This is a genomic window from Pseudarthrobacter sp. L19 (assembly GCF_050859435.1).
GTDB lineage: Bacteria > Actinomycetota > Actinomycetes > Actinomycetales > Micrococcaceae > Arthrobacter.
Window position 1 is genome coordinate 3,396,848 of sequence record NZ_CP193935.1, and the last position, 19,423, is coordinate 3,416,270.

The 19,423-nt window shown below is 69.7% G+C and carries 15 protein-coding genes, 1 tRNA gene and 2 pseudogenes; 6 read left to right on the forward strand and 12 right to left on the reverse strand.

The window, feature by feature from the left end; all coding sequences use genetic code 11:
* Positions 1 to 102: 102 nt before the first annotated feature.
* Together ACRQ5B_RS16225 and ACRQ5B_RS16230 are read right to left on the reverse strand one after the other, a co-directional pair.
* Complete coding sequence (locus ACRQ5B_RS16225) at positions 103 to 1,503, reverse strand: class II 3-deoxy-7-phosphoheptulonate synthase (RefSeq protein ID WP_377973040.1); 1,401 nt, start codon at positions 1,501 to 1,503, stop codon at positions 103 to 105.
* Between the two features lie 114 nt (positions 1,504 to 1,617).
* Positions 1,618 to 2,358 (reverse strand): lysophospholipid acyltransferase family protein, encoded by a 741-nt coding sequence (locus tag ACRQ5B_RS16230; protein ID WP_432395662.1) that lies wholly within the window; start codon positions 2,356 to 2,358, stop codon positions 1,618 to 1,620.
* Between the two features lie 111 nt (positions 2,359 to 2,469).
* Here ACRQ5B_RS16230 and ACRQ5B_RS16235 point away from each other — a divergent pair, with 111 nt between their 5' ends.
* From ACRQ5B_RS16235 to ACRQ5B_RS16245, 3 genes are read left to right on the forward strand one after another with little or no spacing between them, the layout of a single operon-like run.
* The gene (locus ACRQ5B_RS16235; protein WP_432395665.1) at positions 2,470 to 3,261 is read left to right on the forward strand and encodes an alpha/beta hydrolase; all 792 of its coding nucleotides are present in this window, start codon (positions 2,470 to 2,472) and stop codon (positions 3,259 to 3,261) included.
* Positions 3,258 to 4,055, forward strand: coding sequence for an alpha/beta hydrolase (locus ACRQ5B_RS16240; protein WP_432395668.1), 798 nt, complete (start codon positions 3,258 to 3,260; stop codon positions 4,053 to 4,055). The genes ACRQ5B_RS16235 and ACRQ5B_RS16240 overlap by 4 nt, the downstream gene beginning before the upstream one ends.
* Positions 4,052 to 4,651 (forward strand): hypothetical protein, encoded by a 600-nt coding sequence (locus tag ACRQ5B_RS16245; RefSeq protein WP_432395671.1) that lies wholly within the window; start codon positions 4,052 to 4,054, stop codon positions 4,649 to 4,651. Before ACRQ5B_RS16240 ends, ACRQ5B_RS16245 begins: the two co-directional genes overlap by 4 nt.
* Positions 4,652 to 4,671: 20 nt before the next feature.
* On the opposite strand, the pseudogene ACRQ5B_RS16250 reads toward ACRQ5B_RS16245, so the two are convergent.
* Positions 4,672 to 5,708 (reverse strand): annotated as a pseudogene (locus ACRQ5B_RS16250) (ROK family glucokinase).
* A 246-nt stretch (positions 5,709 to 5,954) separates the two neighbouring features.
* Between ACRQ5B_RS16250 and ACRQ5B_RS16255 the strand changes: the two are divergent.
* Positions 5,955 to 7,772: an AMP-dependent synthetase/ligase gene (locus ACRQ5B_RS16255; RefSeq protein ID WP_432395673.1), complete on the forward strand. Its 1,818-nt coding sequence runs from the start codon at positions 5,955 to 5,957 to the stop codon at positions 7,770 to 7,772.
* 107 nt (positions 7,773 to 7,879) lie between these two features.
* On the opposite strand, the gene ACRQ5B_RS16260 is transcribed toward ACRQ5B_RS16255, so the two are convergent.
* Complete coding sequence (locus ACRQ5B_RS16260) at positions 7,880 to 11,278, reverse strand: pyruvate carboxylase (protein WP_432395676.1); 3,399 nt, start codon at positions 11,276 to 11,278, stop codon at positions 7,880 to 7,882.
* Between the two features lie 385 nt (positions 11,279 to 11,663).
* Here ACRQ5B_RS16260 and ACRQ5B_RS16265 point away from each other — a divergent pair, with 385 nt between their 5' ends.
* The gene (locus ACRQ5B_RS16265) at positions 11,664 to 12,521 is read left to right on the forward strand and encodes a ParA family protein (RefSeq protein ID WP_432395679.1); all 858 of its coding nucleotides are present in this window, start codon (positions 11,664 to 11,666) and stop codon (positions 12,519 to 12,521) included.
* Between the two features lie 83 nt (positions 12,522 to 12,604).
* Here ACRQ5B_RS16265 and ACRQ5B_RS16270 read toward each other — a convergent pair.
* The 5 genes and pseudogenes from ACRQ5B_RS16270 to gcvH all read right to left on the reverse strand — a co-directional run bounded on the left by ACRQ5B_RS16270 (position 12,605) and on the right by gcvH (position 15,693).
* Positions 12,605 to 13,200 (reverse strand): annotated as a pseudogene (locus tag ACRQ5B_RS16270) (MerR family transcriptional regulator).
* A gap of 260 nt (positions 13,201 to 13,460) precedes the next feature.
* Positions 13,461 to 13,964: a bifunctional nuclease family protein gene (locus tag ACRQ5B_RS16275; protein WP_290258214.1), complete on the reverse strand. Its 504-nt coding sequence runs from the start codon at positions 13,962 to 13,964 to the stop codon at positions 13,461 to 13,463.
* Positions 13,964 to 14,680: a transcriptional regulator FtsR gene (ftsR, locus tag ACRQ5B_RS16280; protein ID WP_290258215.1), complete on the reverse strand. Its 717-nt coding sequence runs from the start codon at positions 14,678 to 14,680 to the stop codon at positions 13,964 to 13,966. The genes ACRQ5B_RS16275 and ftsR overlap by 1 nt, the downstream gene beginning before the upstream one ends.
* 23 nt (positions 14,681 to 14,703) lie before the next feature.
* Entirely contained in the window at positions 14,704 to 15,177 is a 474-nt protein-coding gene (locus ACRQ5B_RS16285) for an FHA domain-containing protein (protein WP_432395682.1), read from the reverse strand.
* A gap of 129 nt (positions 15,178 to 15,306) precedes the next feature.
* On the reverse strand, positions 15,307 to 15,693 hold the full coding sequence (gene gcvH, locus ACRQ5B_RS16290; protein WP_432395685.1) for a glycine cleavage system protein GcvH: 387 nt from the start codon (positions 15,691 to 15,693) through the stop codon (positions 15,307 to 15,309).
* A 220-nt stretch (positions 15,694 to 15,913) separates the two neighbouring features.
* Here gcvH and ACRQ5B_RS16295 point away from each other — a divergent pair, with 220 nt between their 5' ends.
* Positions 15,914 to 16,783: an Fpg/Nei family DNA glycosylase gene (locus tag ACRQ5B_RS16295; RefSeq protein WP_432395688.1), complete on the forward strand. Its 870-nt coding sequence runs from the start codon at positions 15,914 to 15,916 to the stop codon at positions 16,781 to 16,783.
* Between the two features lie 104 nt (positions 16,784 to 16,887).
* On the opposite strand, the gene ACRQ5B_RS16300 is transcribed toward ACRQ5B_RS16295, so the two are convergent.
* The 3 genes from ACRQ5B_RS16300 to ACRQ5B_RS16310 form a co-directional block, all read right to left on the reverse strand.
* Positions 16,888 to 16,964 (reverse strand) — tRNA-Pro (locus ACRQ5B_RS16300).
* A 161-nt stretch (positions 16,965 to 17,125) separates the two neighbouring features.
* Entirely contained in the window at positions 17,126 to 18,676 is a 1,551-nt protein-coding gene (der, locus tag ACRQ5B_RS16305) for a ribosome biogenesis GTPase Der (RefSeq protein WP_412882671.1), read from the reverse strand.
* A complete protein-coding gene (locus tag ACRQ5B_RS16310; protein WP_432398789.1) occupies positions 18,673 to 19,401 on the reverse strand; it encodes a lysophospholipid acyltransferase family protein in 729 nt (242 codons plus the stop codon). Before ACRQ5B_RS16310 ends, der begins: the two co-directional genes overlap by 4 nt.
* Positions 19,402 to 19,423: the final 22 nt, after the last annotated feature.

Here is a 19,423-nt window from a genome sequence, read left to right on the forward strand (position 1 = left end):
CCGTCCGGCTCCAGCCCGGACGCCGTCCCAGACGCTTCAAACACAGGGACCCCCGGTCGCCGAATGGCGGCCGGGGGTCCCTGCGTTGCAGCCGGACGGGTCCTAGCGCTTGGCGAGGGACCCGGCCACGAGGAACGCCATCTCGAGGGACTGCATGTGGTTCAGGCGCGGGTCGCAGACCGACTCGTAGCGGTCCAGGAAGGCATCCTGGTCGATCGGGTCCGCGCCGCCGAGGCACTCGGCCACGTCGTCGCCGGTCATCTCCACGTGCAGGCCGCCCGGGACGGTGCCGAGGCCGTGGTGGACCTCGAAGAAGCCGCGCACCTCGTCGATGACGTCGTCGAAGTTGCGGGTCTTGTAGCCGTTCGGGGAGGTGACGGTGTTGCCGTGCATCGGGTCCGTGACCCAGAGGACCTGCGCACCGGAGGCGGTGACCCGCTCCACAATCGGGGGCAGCTTCTCGCGGATGTTGCCGGCACCCATGCGGGTGATGAAGGTCAGTCGGCCCGGTTCGCGGTTCGGGTCCAGCTTGTCGATCAGCCGCAGCGCGTCGTCGCCCGTGGTGGTGGGGCCGAGCTTCACGCCGATGGGGTTGCGGACCCGGGAGAGGAAGTCCACGTGGGCGTGGTCCAGCTCGCGGGTGCGCTCCCCGATCCAGAGGAAGTGGGCGGAGGTGTCGTACGGCAGGCCGGTGCGGGAGTCGATGCGGGTCAGGGCCCGTTCGTAGTCCAGCAGCAGCGCCTCGTGGCTGGCGTAGAACTCCACGCGCTTGAGCGCCTCGAAGTCGGCGCCGCAGGAGGACATGAACTTGATGGCCCGGTCGATGTCGCGGGCGAGCGATTCGTAGCGGGCGTGCGCCGGGTTCTCGGTGAAGCCCTTGTTCCACTGGTGCACCAGGCGGAGGTCAGCGAAACCGCCCTGGGTGAAGGCCCGGATGAGGTTCAGGGTCGACGCCGAGGTGTGGTACGCCTTCAGCATCCGGCCGGCGTCGTGGGCGCGGGACTCGGGGGTGAAGTCGTAGCCGTTGACAATGTCGCCGCGGTACGCCGGGAGGGTGACGCCGTCGCGGGTCTCGTCGTTGGAGGACCGCGGTTTGGCGAACTGCCCCGCCATCCGGCCCATCTTGATCACGGGCATGGCCGCGCCGTAGGTGAGCACCACGGCCATCTGCAGGATGGTCCGGACCCGGGCGCTGATCTTGTCCGCGGTGGCGGCCTCGAAGGTTTCGGCGCAGTCACCGCCCTGGAGCAGGAACGCCTCGCCCCGGGCCGCGGCGGCGAGACGTTCGCGGAGGATGTCCACCTCGCCGGCGAACACCAGCGGCGGCAGCACGGAGAGTTCCTTGACCGAGGCCTCGAAGACGGCAGGGTCGGACCAGGTGGGCTGCTGTGAGGCTGGAAGCTTCCGCCAGTCGTCCAGCCCGGGATAGTTGGCCGCCCCGCTCTGGGAGATACCGGCGAAGGCGCCTGCTGCGAACGCGGGGGCCACGGGGGCGCCCGGCATCGGGGAGGAGGTGAGGGGGGACGTGGAGGGTGCGGATAGCTCAGTCACCCTCCTAGGATAGTTCGCCGGGAGCGGTTCAACGGCGCCGGGACGTCAAAGTCCGGGCCCCTCCCGTCACACTGTTCCCGGCGCCTCCGGGCCCGGGCCGGGCTGCTGCGTGGGAGCCTCGGTGGCCTTGCCGGCGAGCCGGAGCTTGACGACGGCGGCGTACTCGTCCACGTACTCCTGCCCGGAGAGCCGCATGAGCTCGTACATGATCTCGTCCGTCACGGAGCGCTGAATGAGCCGGTCATCCTCCATGCCGTAATAGCGGCTGAAATCCATCGGCTCGCCAAAGATCATGCCGATCCGGCGGATGTTGGGGACCCGCTTGCCGATCGGCTGGACCTTGTCCGTGCCGATCATCGCCACCGGGATCACCGGGACCCGGGCCTGCAGCGCCAGCCGGGCCACGCCCACCTTGCCGCGGTACAGCCGCGAGTCGGGGCTCCGCGTGCCCTCGGGATAGATGCCCAGCAGCGAGCCGTTCTTCAGCACGTCCATGCCGGCGTTCAGCGACTGGGCGGAGGCCGCTCCCCCGGACCGGTCCATCGGGAGCTGGTTGGTGAGGCGGAAGAACGCGGCCGTGAGCTTGCCCTTGACGCCCTTGCCGGTGAAGTACTCGGACTTGGCCAGGAACACCACCGGCCGGGGCACCATCAGGGGCATGAAGATGGAGTCGGAGAAGGAGAGGTGGTTGGAGGCGAGGATCGCGGCGCCGCTGGCGGGAACGTTGTCCAGGCCTTTGACCCACGGCCGGAAGAGCGTCTTGAGGACCGGTCCGAGGACGAACGTCTTCATGAACCAATAAAACACGTGGTGTACCTCTCCGGCAGGCGTCTGGCCGGCCCTTCTTCGGGTCCGGCCAGGACTTCAATGACACCCTACTCTAGTGAGTTTTGTCCCGAACAGTGACACGATGGGCTCATGAGCGACAGCAGTACTCCCTCCCGGCCTGCCGCTTTCTCCTACCCCGGCCATGGCGCCAATGCGCGCACCGGCGTGGCCATCTGCCACGGCTTTACCGGCAGCCCGTTGAGCGTGCTGCCGTGGGCCGAACACCTTGCCGCCGCAGGCTACGCGGTGAGCGTTCCGCTGCTGCCCGGCCACGGCACAAACTGGCGGGACCTGGCTCGCCGGAGCTGGCTGGAATGGTACGGCGCCTTCGAGGACGCGTACCGGGAACTGGCCGCCGCCACCGGCACCTGCTTCGTCGCGGGCCTGTCCATGGGCGGGACCATCGCGCTGCGCACCGCCGCCCGGAACCCGGTGGCCGGCGTCGCCGTCGTCAATCCGGGGCTGAGCTTCTACGACCGCCGCGTCCGCTACGTCGGCGTCCTTAAATACCTGCAGCGCACCACCGTTCCGCTGCAGGAGGCGGAGTCGACGGCGGCCGCCACCGACGACGGCGACTACTCGCTCACGCCGCTGCAGGCCGTGCACCAGTTGCGCAAGCTCTTCTCGACCACGCTCCGGGAACTGCCCTCGGTCACCGCGCCGGCCCTGGTGTTCAAATCGGACACCGACGCCGTGGTGCCGGCCTCCTCGCTGGCCCTGCTCGAGCGCCGGCTGGGCCCGTCCGCACCCGAGGTGGTGCGGCTGCCGGACAGCGGCCACGTGGCGACCCTCGATGTCGATGCGCCGCTGATCTTCGAACGCTCGCTGCGCTTCTTCCAGGACCACACCCCCGCCCCCTTAGGAACCCCGGAGCAGCCATGACGCCAGCGCCCGACCACTCGCCGTTCAGCCACCCCTTCAGCGGGGAGGGTCCCAGCATCGGCGTGGTGGTGTCCCATGGCTTCACCGGCAGCCCGCACGGGGTCCGGGCGTGGGCGGAGTCGCTCGCCCGGGAAGGCTACGCGGTGCGGATGCCGCTGCTGCCGGGCCACGGCACCAGCTGGCAGGAGCTGGCCCGGACGCGTTGGCAGGAATGGCACGCCGGCCTGGAGGCCGCCTACCTGGAGCTGGCGGAGGAATGCGAGCACGTGGTGGTGGCCGGACTCTCGATGGGCGGGGCGCTGGCGCTGCGGCTGGCCGCCACCCACCCGGTGGCGGGCGCTGTGCTGGTCAACCCGGGCCTGGTGATCGACGATCCCCGCGCCCCGCTGGCCGGCTTCCTGCGCTTCGTCCTCAAGAGCACGCCCGCGATCGCCGGGGACATCCTCAAGGAGGGCGTCGACGAGGGTGCCTACGCCCGCACGCCCGTCGCCGCCGCCTACGAGTTGAACAAGATGTTCAAGGACACGGTACGGCTGCTCCCCCGCGTCACCGCCCCGGTGCGCGTCTACCGTTCCACGGTGGACCACGTTGTCTCGGAGGCCAGCATGACGGCGCTGCGCCGCGGGCTGGTCAACGCCCCGCTGGAGGTGGTGCAGCTGAGGAACAGCTACCACGTGGCTACCATGGACAACGACGCGCCGCAGATCTTCAGCGGCACGGCTGAATTCATCCGCTCGATCGTGGCAGCCCACGAACCGGGCGCCAGCAGCAGCCAAGGAAGAAACGGCAGATGACCCACTCAGATCCCAAGTCCCCGGACCCGGATTCGGGCGCGAACCAGGACGACGCCGCCTGGCTGGACCTGGTGGCGCGGCTGGAGCAGACCGACTCGGGCCTGGCCCCGGAACCCGCCGCAGGCGGGGAAGGGACGGGCGGAGAAGAGACGGGCGCAGACGGGACGGACGGGGATGCGGCCGGCAAGGGCGGAGCCGGGACCGGAGCCGCCGGGGATTCTGCCTCGCCGCGGCGTTTCAGCGACTTCGACCCGCTGGGCCTGGCCGCGCCGGGACCCGGACCGACCCCGGGGTCTGCCCCCGCATCGCGCGGCGCCGCGGGCACCGGGCCGCGGGACTACGAGGCCGACGACGGCGACGGCGAGTTCGTGCCGGAGGAGCCGCCTAAGCTCTCGGACACGGACCCCTTGACCATGCTGGCCTGGATCGGCGCGGTGGGCGGTCCGATCGCCCTGCTGCTCTCGGTGATGTTCTGGCGCTCGGCCCCGCTGCTGGCGATCATCGGCATGGTGGCCGCGTTCGCGGTGTCCGTGGTCTACCTGATCACCAAGCTCCCGCACGAAAAAGACGAGTACGATGACGGCGCCCGGGTCTGACGTGACCCGGAGCGGGAGCGCTAGCTCCGCATCCGGCTGCTGACGCGGGACAGGTCGGCGGCGCCGATCAGTCCCGCGTTGGGGCCGAGCGCCGCGAGCTCGATCCGGGCCGCCGGGCGGAAGCCCCGCCCGGTGAGGTTGCGGGCGAAGGCCGTGCGGGCCGGACCGACGAGCAACTCGCCGGCGTCGCAGAGCCCGCCGCCGATCACGAAGGTTCCCGGGTCCAGGGCGGCGGCCAGGTTGGCCAGGCCCAGGCCCAGCCACTCGCCCACGTCCTCGAGCAGTTCCCGGGCGGTGGGGTCACCGGCCTTGGCCAGTTCGGTCACGGTGACGCCGGTGATGTCCCCGACGCGGCCGCCGACGGCCTTCAGCAGTTCCTGCGCCATCGGGGAGTTGGCGGCGGCAAGTTCACGGGCCTCGCGGCCGAGGGCGTTGCCGGAGGCATACTGTTCCCAGCAGCCCCGGTTTCCGCATTCGCAGCGGTGGCCGCCGGGCTGGATGATCTGGTGGCCGAATTCGCCGGCGACGCCAAAGCGTCCGCGTTCCAGCCGGCCGTCCATCACCATCGCCCCGCCGATGCCGGTGCCCAGGGTGATGCAGACCAGCCGGTCCTCCCCCGGCCGGCGCCGAAGCGCCACTCGGCCCAGCCCGCGGCGTCGGCGTCGTTGGTCAGTAGCACGGGCCGGCGCAGCAGCCGCTGCAGGTTCTCCCGCAGCGGCTCGTTCCGCCAGGCGAGGTGGGGGCTGAAGAGCACGGTGGCGCCGTCGAGGTCCATCCAGCCGGCGGCGCCGATGCCCACGGACCAGATCCGGTGGCCCTGACCCAGTTCCTCGACCAGCTCCACGATGACCTGCTCCACGGCGCGGGGGTCGTTGCCGGGGGTGGACCGCCGGGCCTGCTTGAGGATCCTGCCCTCGGCGTCGACCACCCCCGCCGACACCTTGGTGCCGCCGATGTCGATTCCGATCGCCAGGCCCTTGCGACCCAGCCTCAGGTGTTCGCGGAAGCGGCCTGCCGGCTCGGCGCCCGGGCGGCGTGTGGTCCGGTGCCGCCACATGGGGCTCCGGCGGGACGGGGCCGGCTGCGGGCCCGGAAGTGGAGTGTGCATCGCTCCTCATTCTAGGGCCAGCCGCCCCGCCGTCCCGGAGCGGCACGGGCCGCCGGGAGGCCCGCCGGGTGGCTTTAGGCCCCGGCCGGCCGTAAAGTTACTGGCCAGTAGGTGAAGTGCGCCACACCCGTAACAAGGCCGCGTACTAGTCTTAGTCGTACCCCTCGGGGGTTTACGGATATCAAAGGAGCTATCGTGCGAGAAATCATTGTCCCGCCCCTGGTCACCGTCCCGCCGGAGACAAACATCACCGACCTGGTGCTGCGCCAGGCGGCGAAGCAGTCCAACCCGGCACTGTTCTCCCGGCTCGACGCCGCCGGGCAGTGGCAGGACATCCGCGCCACCGAGTTCCTGGCCGACGCCTCCGCCCTCGCCAAGGGCCTGATTGCCAGTGGCGTGGGCGCCGGCGACCGGGTGGGCATCATGTCCCGCACCCGCTACGAATGGTCCCTGATCGACTTCGCGATCTGGTTCGCCGGTGCCGTGTCGGTGCCGATCTACGAGACGTCCTCCCCCTCCCAGGTCGCCTGGAACCTGGGCGACTCCGGCGCCGTTGCCGCGTTCGGCGAGTCCGCCCACCACGAGGACATCATCCGCCAGGCCGCCACTTCCGAGGGCCTGACCGCGCTCCGCCACGTCTGGCAGCTCGAGGGCGACGCCCTGGACGAGGTCCGCGCCGCCGGCGCCGGGATCAGCGACGAGGAGCTGGAGCAGCGGCGCTCCCGCGCCGGCCTCGCCGACCTGGCCACCATCATCTACACCTCGGGCACCACGGGCCGGCCCAAGGGGTGCGAGCTGACCCACGGCAACTTCGTGGAACTCTCCGACAACGTGCTGGCCACCTCCCTGGGCCTGACCGTCAACGAGGACGCCCGCACCATCATGTTTCTGCCGCTGGCGCACGTCTTCGCCCGGTTCATCTCGGTCCTGGCCGTGGCGGCCGGCGTGACCGTGGCGCACACCCCGGACATCAAGAACCTGCTCCCGGACCTGCAGAGCTACCAGCCCACCTTCATTTTGGCCGTCCCCCGGGTCTTCGAAAAGGTCTACAACTCGGCCCTGACCAAGGCGGAGGACGGCGGCAAGGGCGCCATCTTCCACCGCGCCGCCGAGACCGCCATCGCCTACTCCCGGGCCCGGCAGGACGGGAAGGTGGGACTGGTGCTGCGCGCCAAGCACGCCCTTTTCGACAAGCTGGTCTACGGCAAGCTCCGCGACGCCATGGGCGGCCAGGTGGCCCACGCGGTCTCCGGCGGCGGCCCGCTGGGCGCCCGGCTGGGCCACTTCTTCCAGGGCATCGGCCTGCAGATCCTCGAGGGCTATGGCCTGACCGAGACCACCGCCCCGGTCACCGTGAACACGCCCTCGCTGATCAAGATCGGCACCGTCGGCGCGCCCATCCCGGGCAACGCTGTGAAGATCGCCGACGACGGCGAGATCCTCGCCAAGGGCGTCTGCGTGATGCGCGGCTACTTCAACCGACCGGACCTGACCGACGAGGCGTTCACCGACGGATGGTTCCGGACCGGCGACATCGGCCAGCTCGATGACCAGGGCTTCCTGACCATCACCGGCCGGAAGAAGGAAATCATCGTCACCGCGGGCGGTAAGAACGTGGTCCCGGCGCTGCTCGAGGACCAGATCCGCGCCGATGCCCTGGTCTCCCAGGTGCTGGTGGTGGGCGATAACCGCCCGTTCATCGGCGCCCTGGTGACCCTGGACGAGGAGGCCCTGCCGGGCTGGTTGCAGCGCCACAACCTGTCCGCGTCCGGCGTGGCCGAGGCCGCGGAGCTCCCGGCGGTCCAGGCCGCGGTGCAGGAGCTGATCAACCGGGCCAACCAGTCGGTCTCCCAGGCCGAGGCGATCAAGTCCTTCCGGATCGTCCCCTCGGACTTCACCGAGGCATCGGGCCACCTGACTCCGTCGATGAAGGTCAAGCGCGCCCAGGTGCTCAAGGACTTCGACGCCGTCATCGAGGAGATGTACACGGCGAAGCGGCCCACCCACGCCTGAGCCGCCGGCGCACCGGCCACAGCGGCCGGTAGCCAGCGGTCAGAAACCAGTAACCAGAAAGGGCTCCCCCGGCGTCAGCCGGAGGAGCCCTTTCTCGTGCGTGGGTCCTACTCCCCGATGACGAGCAGCAGGTCCCCGCCCTGGACCTGTTCGACGGCGCCAACGGCCAGCCGTGCCACGGTGCCGGCCACCGGCGTCGTGATGGAGGCTTCCATCTTCATCGCCTCGATGGTGGCCACCGTGTCGCCGGCGTTGACCTTGTCCCCGGCCTTGACGGTCAGGGTGACGGCACCGGCGAACGGCGCGGCCACCTGGCCCGGCTGGGACGCATCGGCGCGCTCGGCGGCCTTGACGTTGCTGACCACGGACCGGTCGCGGACCACGACGGGCCGGGACTGGCCGTTGAGGGTGCACATCACGGTGCGCATGCCCTTCTCGTCGGGTTCGGAGACGGCCTCGAGCGAGGCGATCAGGCGGACGCCCTTTTCCAGCTCGATCTCGTGCTCGGCGCCGCGCTGCAGGCCGAAGAGGTAGTCACGGGTATCCAGGACCGAGAGGTTGCCGTAGGTGTCCACGCTCTTCTGGTAGTCCTTGGTGGGCCCGGCGAAGAGCAGACGGTTGAGGGTCTGCTGCACCGTCTTTGAGTCGCCCTTGAGCGCTGCGCTGTCCTCGGCACTGAGCTCCACGTCCCGGACCTTGACGCTGCGGCCCTGCAGGGCCTTGGTGCGGAACGGTTCCGGCCAGCCGCCGGGCGGGTCGCCGAGTTCGCCGGAGAGGAAGCCGATCACGGAGTCCGGGATGTCGTACTTCTGCGGGTTCTCGTTGAAGTCCGCCGGGTCGGCGTTGAGGCCCACCAGGTGCAGGGCGAGGTCGCCGACCACCTTGGAGGAGGGCGTGACCTTCACGAGCCGGCCGAGGATGCGGTCGGCCGCGGTGTACATGTCCTCGATGGCCTCGAAGCGCTCCCCCAGGCCCAGCGCCATGGCCTGCTGGCGGAGGTTGGAGAGCTGGCCGCCGGGGATCTCATGCTGGTAGACCCGGCCGGTGGGGCCGGGCAGTCCCGACTCGAACGGGGCGTAGACGCGGCGGACGGCCTCCCAGTAAGGCTCGAGGGAGCAGACGCTGTCCAGGTCCAGGCCGGTGTCCCGCGGCGTGTGCGCCAGGGCCGCGACCAGGGCGGAGGCCGCCACCTGGCTGGTGGTGCCGGCCAGCGACGCGGAGGCGACGTCGACGGCGTCGACCCCGGCATCCACGGCGGAGAGCAGGGTGGCCAGCTGGCCGCCCGCGGTGTCGTGGGTGTGCAGGTGGACGGGGAGGTCGAAGCGTTCCCGCAGGGCGGTGACCAGCTTGGCCGCGGCCGCCGGACGCAGCAGGCCGGCCATGTCCTTGATCGCGAGGATGTGCGCCCCGGCGTCGACGATCTTCTGCGCCAGCTCCAGGTAGTAGTCCAGGGTGTAGAGCTTCTCCTCGGGATCGAGCATGTCCGAGGTGTAGCAGAGCGCCACCTCGGCCACGGCGGTCCCGGTGTCGCGGACGGCGCGGATGGCCGGGGCCATCTGGTTGACGTCGTTGAGGGCGTCGAAGATGCGGAAGATGTCGATGCCGGTCTTCGCCGCCTCGTTGACGAACGCCACCGTCACCTCCTCCGGGTACGGGGTGTAGCCCACCGTGTTCCGGCCACGGAGCAGCATCTGCAGGCAGACATTGGGCAGCGCCTTGCGCAGGGCGGCCAGCCGGTCCCAGGGGTCCTCGCCGAGGAAGCGGAGCGCGACGTCGTAGGTCGCCCCGCCCCAGGCCTCGACCGAGAGCAGCTCAGGCAGCAGCTTGGACACGGCGGGGGCTGCGGCGACGAGGTCGCGGGTGCGCACCCGGGTGGCCAGCAGCGACTGGTGCGCGTCACGGAAGGTCGTGTCGGTGACGGCAACGGCGTTCTGCTCGCGCAGTGCCCGGGCGAAGCCCTCAGGCCCCAGTTCCTGCAGCCGCTGCCGCGAGCCGGGCCGGGCCTCGGCGTCGGGCAGTGCGGGCAGCTTGTCGGCGGGGTCGATGTGCACCGTCAGTTCGCCGTTGGGCTTGTTGACGGTGACGTCGGCCAGCCAGGTCAACAGCTTGGTGCCGCGGTCCGCGGACACGCGGGCCTTGAGCAGCTCGGGACGCTCGTCGATGAAGGACGTGGCGACGTCCCCGGCGATGAAGTCCGGGTCGTCCAGGACGGCCTGGAGGAAGGAGATGTTGGTGGAGACGCCGCGGATGCGGAACTCGGCCAGGGCCCGGCGGGCGCGGGCGACGGCGGTCGGGTAGTCGCGGCCGCGGCAGGTCAGCTTCACCAGCATGGAGTCGAAGTGCGGGCTGATCTCGGCGCCGGAATACACGGTGCCGCCGTCGAGCCGGACGCCGGCGCCGCCGGCAGAGCGGTAGCCGGTGATCTTTCCGACGTCGGGCCGGAAGCCGTTGGCCGGGTCCTCGGTGGTGATACGGGACTGCAGGGCGGCGCCGCGCAGCCGGACGGTGTCCTGGGAGAGTCCGAGGTCCGCGAGCGTCTCGCCAGAGGCGATGCGCAGCTGGGCCTGGACCAGGTCGACGTCGGTGACTTCCTCGGTCACCGTGTGCTCTACCTGGATGCGCGGGTTCATCTCGATGAAGACGTGCTGGCCGGCCCGGTCCCCTACGGTGTCGACCAGGAATTCGACGGTGCCGGCATTGACGTAGTTCAGGGCCTTGGCGAACTTCACGGCGTCACGGTAGAGGGCCTGGCGGATGCCCTCGTCCAGGTTCGGCGCCGGGGCGATCTCGATGACCTTCTGGTGGCGGCGCTGGATGGAGCAGTCGCGCTCGAACAGGTGCATGACGTTGCCCTCGGCGTCGGCCAGGATCTGCACCTCGATGTGGCGGGGCCGCAGGACGGCCTGCTCCAGGAACATGGTGGGATCGCCGAACGCGGCGTCCGCCTCGCGCATCGCGGCCTGCAGGGCCTCGGGCAGCGCCTCGCGGGTGTCGACGCGGCGCATGCCGCGGCCGCCACCGCCGGCGACGGCCTTGGCGAAGACGGGGAAGCCGATCTCATCCGCGGCGGCGATCAGTTCGTCGACGTCCTTGGACGGCTTGCTGGACTTCAAGACCGGAACGCCGGCCTTGCGCGCGGCCTCCAGGGCGGCGACCTTGTTGCCGGCCAGTTCCAGGACCTCGGCGGGCGGGCCCACGAAGGTGATTCCGGCGTCCGCGGCGGCCCGGGCCAGGTTGGGGTTTTCCGAGAGGAAGCCGTAGCCGGGGTAAATAGCGTCGGCGCCCGCCTCCTTGGCGACCCGGACCACCTCGTCGACGTCGAGGTAGGCGCGGACCGGGTGGCCCTCCTCGCCAATCAGGTAGGCCTCGTCGGCCTTTTGGCGGTGGATCGAGTTGCGGTCCTCGGTGGGAAACACCGCAACGGTCTTGGCTCCCAGCTCGTAGCTGGCACGGAAGGCGCGGATCGCGATTTCGCCGCGGTTAGCCACCAGAATCTTGGAAAACATACTTCTCCCTGCATCTTCGCGGGCGGTTCGGTAAGTGGTCACAGTTTCTAAGACGGTGGCGGCCAACACAAATCATTGTGGCCGTCATCACAGAATTATCCGTCATGTGCCCGGGAAGCGGCAGACGGCGTCCTCCGCCCTCCGGGGCGGGGTTGTCCCGCGGCCGGGCGTAGGCATAGACCCGGCCGGGGCACGGTCTCCTTCCCGGGCGGCGGCCCGGCCCGGGGAACCGGACTTCCGCCTCTGCCGGGGTGGATGAGGCGGGTTTATCGTGCGCCGCCGCCTATGATGGATGGGTGGGTGGCGCATGTCCGCCCCGGCCCGGAGGAACGCACGGGCCGGCATGACCCAGTCTCGGCAACCGGCGTTAGGTATTGGTTTTCAAGTGCACGTAGTCAGCATCAGCAGCCTCAAAGGCGGAGTCGGCAAGACATCGGTGACCACCGGACTGGCCTCGGCCGCCCTCGCCGCCGGCATCCCCACCCTGGTGGTCGACCTTGACCCGCACGCCGACGCCAGCACCGCCCTGGGCGTCCGCGCTGGCGAGCAGCTGGACATCGGCCGCATGCTGAAGTCCCCGCGCCGGGCACGCCTGGCCGAGAACGTGGTCCCCAGCGGCTGGCTGGAGCGCGGCAACGCCACCGCCGGAACCCGCGCCGGAAACAGCGAAGAATCCATCCTGGACGTCGCCGTCGGCTCCGCCTACACCGGCATCTACGACCGCCCGGACCTGGGCCGCCGCGATCTGCGCCGCCTCTCCACCGTCCTGGCGGGCGCCACCCGGTACGAGCTGGTCCTGATCGACTGCCCGCCGTCCCTCAACGGCCTCACCCGGATGGCCTGGTCCGCCAGCGATAAGGTGGCCCTGGTGGCCGAACCCGGACTGTTCTCCGTGGCCGGCACCGAGCGCACCATGCGCGCCATCCAGCTGTTCCGCCAGGAGTTCGCCCCCGGGCTGATGCCGGCCGGCATCGTCGCCAACCGCGTCCGCACGGGCTCGGCGGAGCACGCCTTCCGCCTCTCCGAGATGGACTCGATGTTCGGCGAGCTGCTGCTTACCCCGCACATCCCGGAACAGGCCAACTGGCAGCAGATCCAGGGTGCCGCCCACGCCGTGCACTCCTGGCCGGGCGACTCGGCGAAGAACGCCGCCGGCCTCTTCGACGAGCTGCTGGCGAACCTGCTGGGCAACCGCGGCGAACTCGTCGGCGCGGGCCGGGTCCGGGACCGCAGCAGCCGCTGACGCCTTCCCCGCCGGGGCCGATCAAACGACAGAAGCGCGGGGCCACCTGGTGGCCCCGCGCTTCTGTGCATCAAGTGAAAGAATCAGCCGGTCTTGCGGGCCGCCCGGCGCTTGCTCAGTTCGTCGTCGGGAAAAGACTGGTCGGCTGCGTGCTCGCTCGGAAGGGCCGCGAGGCTGCCCTCCACCTCGCGCCAGACCCGGCCGACGGCGATGCCGAAGACGCCCTGGCCCCCTGGACCAGGTCGATGACCTCGTCGGCGGAGGTGCATTCGTAGACGCTGGCGCCGTCGCTCATCAGGGTGATCTGGGCCAGGTCCTCCACACCGCGTTCGCGCAGGTGTTCGACGGCGGTGCGGATCTGCTGCAGGGACACTCCGGTGTCCAGGAGACGTTTGACGACCTTGAGGACCAGGATGTCGCGGAAGCCGTAGAGCCGCTGCGAGCCAGAGCCGGCGGCGCCGCGGACGGCGGGTTCCACCAGTCCGGTGCGGGCCCAGTAGTCCAGCTGGCGGTAGGTGATACCGGCGGCCTTGCAGGCGGTCGGTCCGCGGTAGCCGGCATCTTCGTCCAGGACGGGGAGGTCCTCGGTGAAGAGCAGGCCCTGCGCGCCGGTAGCGGGCACGGCAACACCTGCCGTCGAGGCCTGCTTGAGCTCGCCTGCGTCGCCTTTCGGACTCACGTGGATCCTCCTCATTCTGAGCTCCCGCGGGGAATTGCAGCCTTAGCGCGCTTTCCTGCCGCCGTCGGGCCGTCCCGGCGCGGGAGTGATCCGCGCCGTTCGGGTCCGGCTGCTCAGTCCAGTGTGACGTGCGCACCTATTGTCTGCAATGGGAACTTGTATCTCTGACGTTAGGCTGACCGGCCCCTCAGGTCAAAGACGTTGGGGCTATAGCCGGGGCGTGTCGAAAGTTTCGACCTCAACTTGAGACTTCGGCGGGGTCAGCCCGCGAAATCCTCGGGTTCGACGTCGTCCAGGAATTCCCGGAAGCGGCGCATCTCCCCCTCTTCGTCGACGGCGGGACCCGGCTCGGTGTCCTCGCCCTCGTCGTGTTCGGTGATCCGCACGCCGGCCTCGTCCATGACGGCGTCGGCGCACCAGATCCGGCACTTGGCGCGCAGCGCCAGGGCGAGGGCGTCGGAGGCACGGGAGCTTACGGTGGTGCCGTCCTCGAACTGCAGCTGGCCGTAGAAGACGTTGTCCTCCACCGCGACGATGTTGACGCTGACGATCGTGTGGCCAAGCGCCTCGACGACGTCGATCAGCAGGTCGTGGGTCATCGGCCGCGGTGGGACGACGCCCTGCTGGGCCAGGGCGATGGCGCTGGCCTCGGGGGTGCCGATCCAGATCGGCACGTGCCGTTCGCCGTGCATCTCCTTGAGCAGCACGAGCGGCTGGTTGGAGGGCAGTTCGATCCGAACGCCTACGATCTCGACCTCAATCATCAGATGTCCATCCTCGAGATGCGGTCCTGGACCAGAGCCCGGTGCAGCGAGAGGCAGAGGTCGCTGATTTCCCGGGCCGCCTCGGCGGCGCGGGCGTGCGAGGCGGCGTCCTTCCGGGACGTGAGGGTGGCGACGGCGCGTTCCACGAGGCCGAACTCGCGGTCCGCGGCGGCCTGGAAGGGGCGCAGGTGGCGGGGTTCGAGGCCGTGGCTTTCCAGCTGGACGCAGGCCTTGGCTACCTGCAGGGCGTGCTCGTCGAACTGGCCGTTGACGTGGCCGATCAGCCCGTAGCTCAGCAGGGATTCCAGCAGCGGGACGCTGGCCCCGGATTCGGTCCGGAGCTGTTCCTCGCTGAGCCGGCGCACCCGGTTGTTCAACTCGGAGGCGAGCTCGTCGGAGACGATCCGCGGCGAGACGGTGACGCCGGGCGGAAGGTTGTCCGGGCGTTCGCCGCGGTCGATCGCGTCGAGGTAGTCCTTGATCACCTTCAACGGCAGGTACTGGTCGCGCTGAAGGGCCAACACGAAGCGGAGGCGCTCGACGTCGTTCTCCGAGTACTGCCGGTACCCGGCGGGGGTCCGCTGCGGGTTGATGAGTCCCTTTTCCTCAAGGAACCTGATTTTCGACGCGGTCATGGACGGGAAGTCGTCACTGAGTTGCCCCAGGACCTCCCCGATGTTCAAAACCTGGGGTCCGCGCCGTTCGGCTTGTGCCATGGCCACCGGAAAGTACTCCGATATCAGACGTTGCCTGCGGTGCGGACAGGGCTCAGGTAGAAGGTCAAGCGGAACTTGCCGATCTGCACCTCGTTGCCGGACTTGAGTTCCACGGCGTCGACGCGGTCGTTGTTGACATAGGTGCCGTTCAGGCTGCCGGTGTCCACCACTTCGAAGCTCCGGGCCGTGCGGCGGAACTCGACGTGGCGGCGGGACACCGTGACGTCGTCGAGGAAGATGTCGGCGTCGGGGTGCCGGCCCGCGGTGGTGACGTCCGAGTCCAGCAGGAAGCGGGCGCCGCTGTTGGGACCGCTGTGCGCAATCAGCAGCGCCGAACCTGCCGGCAGCGATTCGATCGCGGTGCGTTCCTCGGAGGAAACCTTCGGGGCGATCGTCGGCTCGTCGCGGACCGGGGTGAGGTGGATCGAGGTGGTCTCCGAGGCTTTCACTCCACCCGTGCCGTATTCACCGGTGTCGTTCTGTCCGTGCCCAACCATTGAATCCTCCTGATTCGTTGCAGGTTCCCCCTGCAAACAACGCATGCCGTCCGGAAAAGCCTGGCAGATCCGGTAGTCGGTCCGCCGTCCGGCAGCTGTCTCCAGCGGCAGGGCCGGGCGGCCTTGCCTTTAGCCTACCTGCTGTTCGTACTCCGATGCACTGAGCAGCGACTCGACCGCGTCGGCCTCGGCCAGCTTGATTTCCAGCAGCCAGCCCTCGCCGTAGGGATCGGAGTTAATCAGGGCCGAATCGGTGTCCAGCGCCTCGTTGCGGGCCACCACTTCGCCGCTGACCGGGGCGTAGATGTCGCTGACGCTCTTGGTCGATTCGACCTCGCCGACGACGTCGTTGGCGGCGAGCTTGGTGCCCACCTCCGGCATCTGGGCGTAGACCACGTCACCGAGGGCGTCCTGGGCAAAATCCGTGATGCCTACCCGGACGACGCCGTCGGCGTTGGGGGCGGTGACCCACTCGTGTTCGGCGGTGTAGGAGAGGTCTTCGGGAATGATGCTCATGACGGGCCTTTCGTCGGGTCAAGCACTACAGGTCAAGCACTACGGGTCAAGCACTGCGGGTGAATCATTGGGGGTCAATCAATGGGGTCCAGCGCTGGAGATGCGGCGGCCGGAGGAACGGGCCGCCGCTGAAAGTATAGGCATATCGGCACCGGCCCGGGAGGTCTCTGGCATGATGGGGCCATGGCCGCCCCCGCACCGGAACGGAACGTGTTTGCCCATGCCTGAACTGCCCGAAGTCGCGGCGCTGGCGGACTTCCTCACGGCCCGTCTGGCCGGCTGCGAGGTCGCCGGCATCCAGGTGGTCTCCTTCGCCGTGCTGAAGACCGCAGATCCCCCCATCAACGCGCTCGAGGGCCGCACGGTGTCGGGAGTCCGGCGGTACGGGAAATTCGTGGCGGTAGAGGCGGACGGGCTGTTCCTGGTCTTCCATCTCGCCCGCGCCGGCTGGGTCCGGGTGACGGAGGCACCCACCGGGGCCGTACTCAAGCGCGGCGGCGGGCACATCGCGGTCCGGCTGTCCCTGGCCGGCGGCGCCGGTCCCGTGGACGTGGACCTGACCGAGGCGGGGACCCGCAAGAGCCTGGCCGTATACCTGGTCCGGGACCCGGCCGAGGTGCCCGGAATCGCCGCGCTGGGGCCGGACCCGCTGGGTGACGATTTCGACGTCGAATCGCTCGCCGCGATCCTGGCCGCCCACTCCCAGCAGGTCAAGGGTGTGCTGCGCAGCCAGAGCATCATGGCGGGAATCGGCAACGCCTACAGCGACGAGATCCTGCACGCGGCACGGATCTCCCCGTTCGCGATCGCCGCCTCCCTGGACCGCGACGCCGTCGAACGCCTCTACCGGGCGATCCATGAGGTCCTCGGCGCGGCCGTGGCGGAGGCGGCCGGGAAGCCGCCCGCCGAGCTCAAGGACACGAAGCGGACCCACCTGCGGGTGCACGGGCGCGCCGGCGAGGCCTGCCCGGTCTGCGGGGACACCGTCCGGGAGGTCTCCTTCGCGGACACGGCCTTGCAGTACTGCCCCACCTGCCAGACGAAGGGGAAGATTCTCGCGGACCGGCGGACCTCGCGCTTTCTGAAGTAACCGGTCCCCGGAGCAGCCCGCGCGCCTCCGCGGGAATGCGGGATACACGGGAAAGCAGAAAACCCCGCCCCTGCCGTTTCCGGCAAGGACGGGGTTTTTGCTGTTGGTCGGGCTGACAGGATTTGAACCTGCGACCCCTTGACCCCCAGTCAAGTGCGCTACCAAGCTGCGCTACAGCCCGCTGGTTCCGTCGTTCTCCGCTCCGTGCCTCCGGAGGGATTTCTCCCTGCCGTATTCACTGAGCAGTCCGGCCGAACCACCTTGAAAAGCTTACACGATCCCGGAGGGTGCCCGTGACATTTCGCCGCCGCCACGGGCACTTTTCCCTCCGGTGTGTCCGAATTAACGCTTCTTGCTGCGCTTTTCCCGGACGCGCATGTTGACCTCGATCGGGGTGCCCTCGAAGCCGAAGGTTTCGCGCAGGCGGCGGGTGATGAAGCGGCGGTAGCCCGGGTCCAGGAACCCGGTGGTGAAGAGGACGAACTTCGGCGGTCGGCTGGAGGCCTGGGTGCCGAACAGGATGCGGGGCTGCTTGCCGCCGCGGACCGGGTGCGGGTGCGCCGCGACCAGTTCGCCGAGGAAGGCGTTGAGCCGGCCGGTGGGGATGCGCTTGTCCCAGCTTTCCAGCGCGGTGTCCAGGGCGGGGACCAGGCGGTCCTTGTGCCAGCCGGTCTTGGCGGAGATGTTCACCCGGGGGGCCCAGGCCACGTGGGCCAGGTCGCGGTCGATCTCGCGCTCGAGGTAGATCCGGCGTTCGTCGTCCAGCAGGTCCCACTTGTTGAACGCCAGCACCAGCGCCCGGCCGGATTCGATGGCCAGCTGCAGGATGCGGACGTCCTGCTCGCTGAGGACCTCGTCCACGGCGAGGAGCACGACGGCGACCTCGGCCTTTTCGAGGGCACTTTGGGTGCGGAGGGAGGCGTAGAAGTCGGCGCCCTGGGCCATGTGCTGGCGGCGCCGGATGCCGGCGGTGTCCACGAAGCGCCAGGTGCGGCCGCCGAGTTCGATGAATTCGTCCACCGGGTCGCGGGTGGTGCCGGCGGTGTTGTCGACGACGACGCGCTCGGAGCCGGCCAGCTTGTTCAGCAGCGAGGACTTGCCCACGTTCGGGCGGCCGATCAGCGCGATGCGGCGGGGGCCGCCGCTGCGTTCCAGGCCCTCGATGGTGGAGAACTCGGGCAGGGTGTCCATGACGTGGTCCAGCAGGTCGGCCACGCCGCGGCCGTGCAGGGCGGAGACCGGGTAGGGCTCGCCGAAGCCGAGGCCCCAGAGCGCGGCCGAGTCGGCCTCCTGGGCGAAGTCGTCCACCTTGTTGGCCACCATGATGACCGGCTTCTTGGATTTGCGGAGCATCTTCATGACGCCCTCGTCCGTTGCGGTGGCGCCGACGGCGGAGTCCACCACGAAGAGCACGGCGTCGGCCAGTTCCACGGCCATCTCGGCCTGCTCGGCGACGCGGGCGTGGATGCCGCGGGCGTCGTGCTCCCAGCCGCCGGTGTCCACCAGGGTGAAGTTGCGGCCGTTCCAGTGCGCTGAGTACATCACGCGGTCGCGGGTGACGCCGGGGGTGTCCTCGACGACGGCCTCGCGGCGGCCCAGGATGCGGTTGACCAGCGTGGACTTGCCCACGTTCGGGCGGCCGATGATGGCCAGGACGGGGTCCAGCTTCAGCGGGCCGTCGAAGTCCTCGTCCTCGAAGTCGCCGCTGAGCAGCGCGGCGTCGTCCTCGTCGAGCTCGTAGTCTTCCAGGCCGGCGCGCAGCGACGCGGCGCGGAGGTCGGCCTCATCGTCGTCCAGGGCGGCGAGGTTCTCCGCCACCTGGTCCGTGCCGGTGGGCGTGTATTCGTCTTCGCCGGCGCCGAAGTTGCCGGAGGTTTGAGTCGTATCGCTCATTGCACTTTCCTTAGGTGGTGATCTGCCGGCTCTCCGGCTACTGCTGTCTGGCGTTCATGCTGTGTTTTTGGTGGTTCGGGTGCCGCGGTTTCTGTTTCCGCGTCGGGCAGGCGGTGTCCGCTGGCCTGGATGGTGTCCTGGACGTGCCGCGCCAGCGCAGCACGGATCCCGGTTCCCACCCTGTCCATTGAAGCACGCCCGGTCTCCCCCGGCCTGCGGTCCGCGGTCAGCGCCGGGCCGAAGCTGACGTGCAGCCGGCGGCCCGGGCGGGGCACGGTGTTGAGGTGTTCGTCGCCGGTGCGGGTTCCGAGGATGGCGACCGGGATGACGGTGGCCGCCGAGTTCAGCGCCAGCCAGGCCACCCCGTTGTTGATCGCCGCCGCCTGGCCGCTCCCCCGGGTGCCTTCGGGAAGGATGCCCACGCAGGATCCGGCGTCGAGGATGGCCTTGGCGCGCTGCAGCGCCGCGCGGTCCCCGGACCGGTCCACGGGCAGCTGGCCCGCGGCGGTGAGCACCCGGCCCAGGATGCCGCCGAACATCTCCTGCTTGACCAGGATGTGCATCGACCGCGGGGCGGCACCGAACATCACCGGCCCGTCGAGGTAGCTGATGTGGTTCCCGGCGAAGATTACCGGGCCGGCCTGCGGAACGTTGGCCCGTCCGCTGACGGTGGTCCGGTAGACGAGGTGGTCAAGCGCCCAGCCCACGGGTCGGCTCCAGGCCATGGTCCCGGTGAGGAACAGGCGT

Coding starts and splice junctions, on each gene's coding strand:
- ACRQ5B_RS16275 (WP_290258214.1), bottom strand. CDS start 13,964: ATGATTGAGGTCGAGATCGTAGGCGTTCGGATCGAACTGCCCTCCAAC.
- ftsR (WP_290258215.1), bottom strand. CDS start 14,680: ATGGCACAAGCCGAACGGCGCGGACCCCAGGTTTTGAACATCGGGGAG.
- ACRQ5B_RS16295 (WP_432395688.1), top strand. CDS start 15,914: ATGCCTGAACTGCCCGAAGTCGCGGCGCTGGCGGACTTCCTCACGGCC.
- ACRQ5B_RS16285 (WP_432395682.1), bottom strand. CDS start 15,177: ATGGTTGGGCACGGACAGAACGACACCGGTGAATACGGCACGGGTGGA.
- ACRQ5B_RS16245 (WP_432395671.1), top strand. CDS start 4,052: ATGACCCACTCAGATCCCAAGTCCCCGGACCCGGATTCGGGCGCGAAC.
- ACRQ5B_RS16225 (WP_377973040.1), bottom strand. CDS start 1,503: ATGCCGGGCGCCCCCGTGGCCCCCGCGTTCGCAGCAGGCGCCTTCGCC.
- gcvH (WP_432395685.1), bottom strand. CDS start 15,693: ATGAGCATCATTCCCGAAGACCTCTCCTACACCGCCGAACACGAGTGG.
- ACRQ5B_RS16310 (WP_432398789.1), bottom strand. CDS start 19,401: ATGGCCTGGAGCCGACCCGTGGGCTGGGCGCTTGACCACCTCGTCTAC.
- der (WP_412882671.1), bottom strand. CDS start 18,676: ATGAGCGATACGACTCAAACCTCCGGCAACTTCGGCGCCGGCGAAGAC.
- ACRQ5B_RS16240 (WP_432395668.1), top strand. CDS start 3,258: ATGACGCCAGCGCCCGACCACTCGCCGTTCAGCCACCCCTTCAGCGGG.
- ACRQ5B_RS16260 (WP_432395676.1), bottom strand. CDS start 11,278: ATGTTTTCCAAGATTCTGGTGGCTAACCGCGGCGAAATCGCGATCCGC.
- ACRQ5B_RS16235 (WP_432395665.1), top strand. CDS start 2,470: ATGAGCGACAGCAGTACTCCCTCCCGGCCTGCCGCTTTCTCCTACCCC.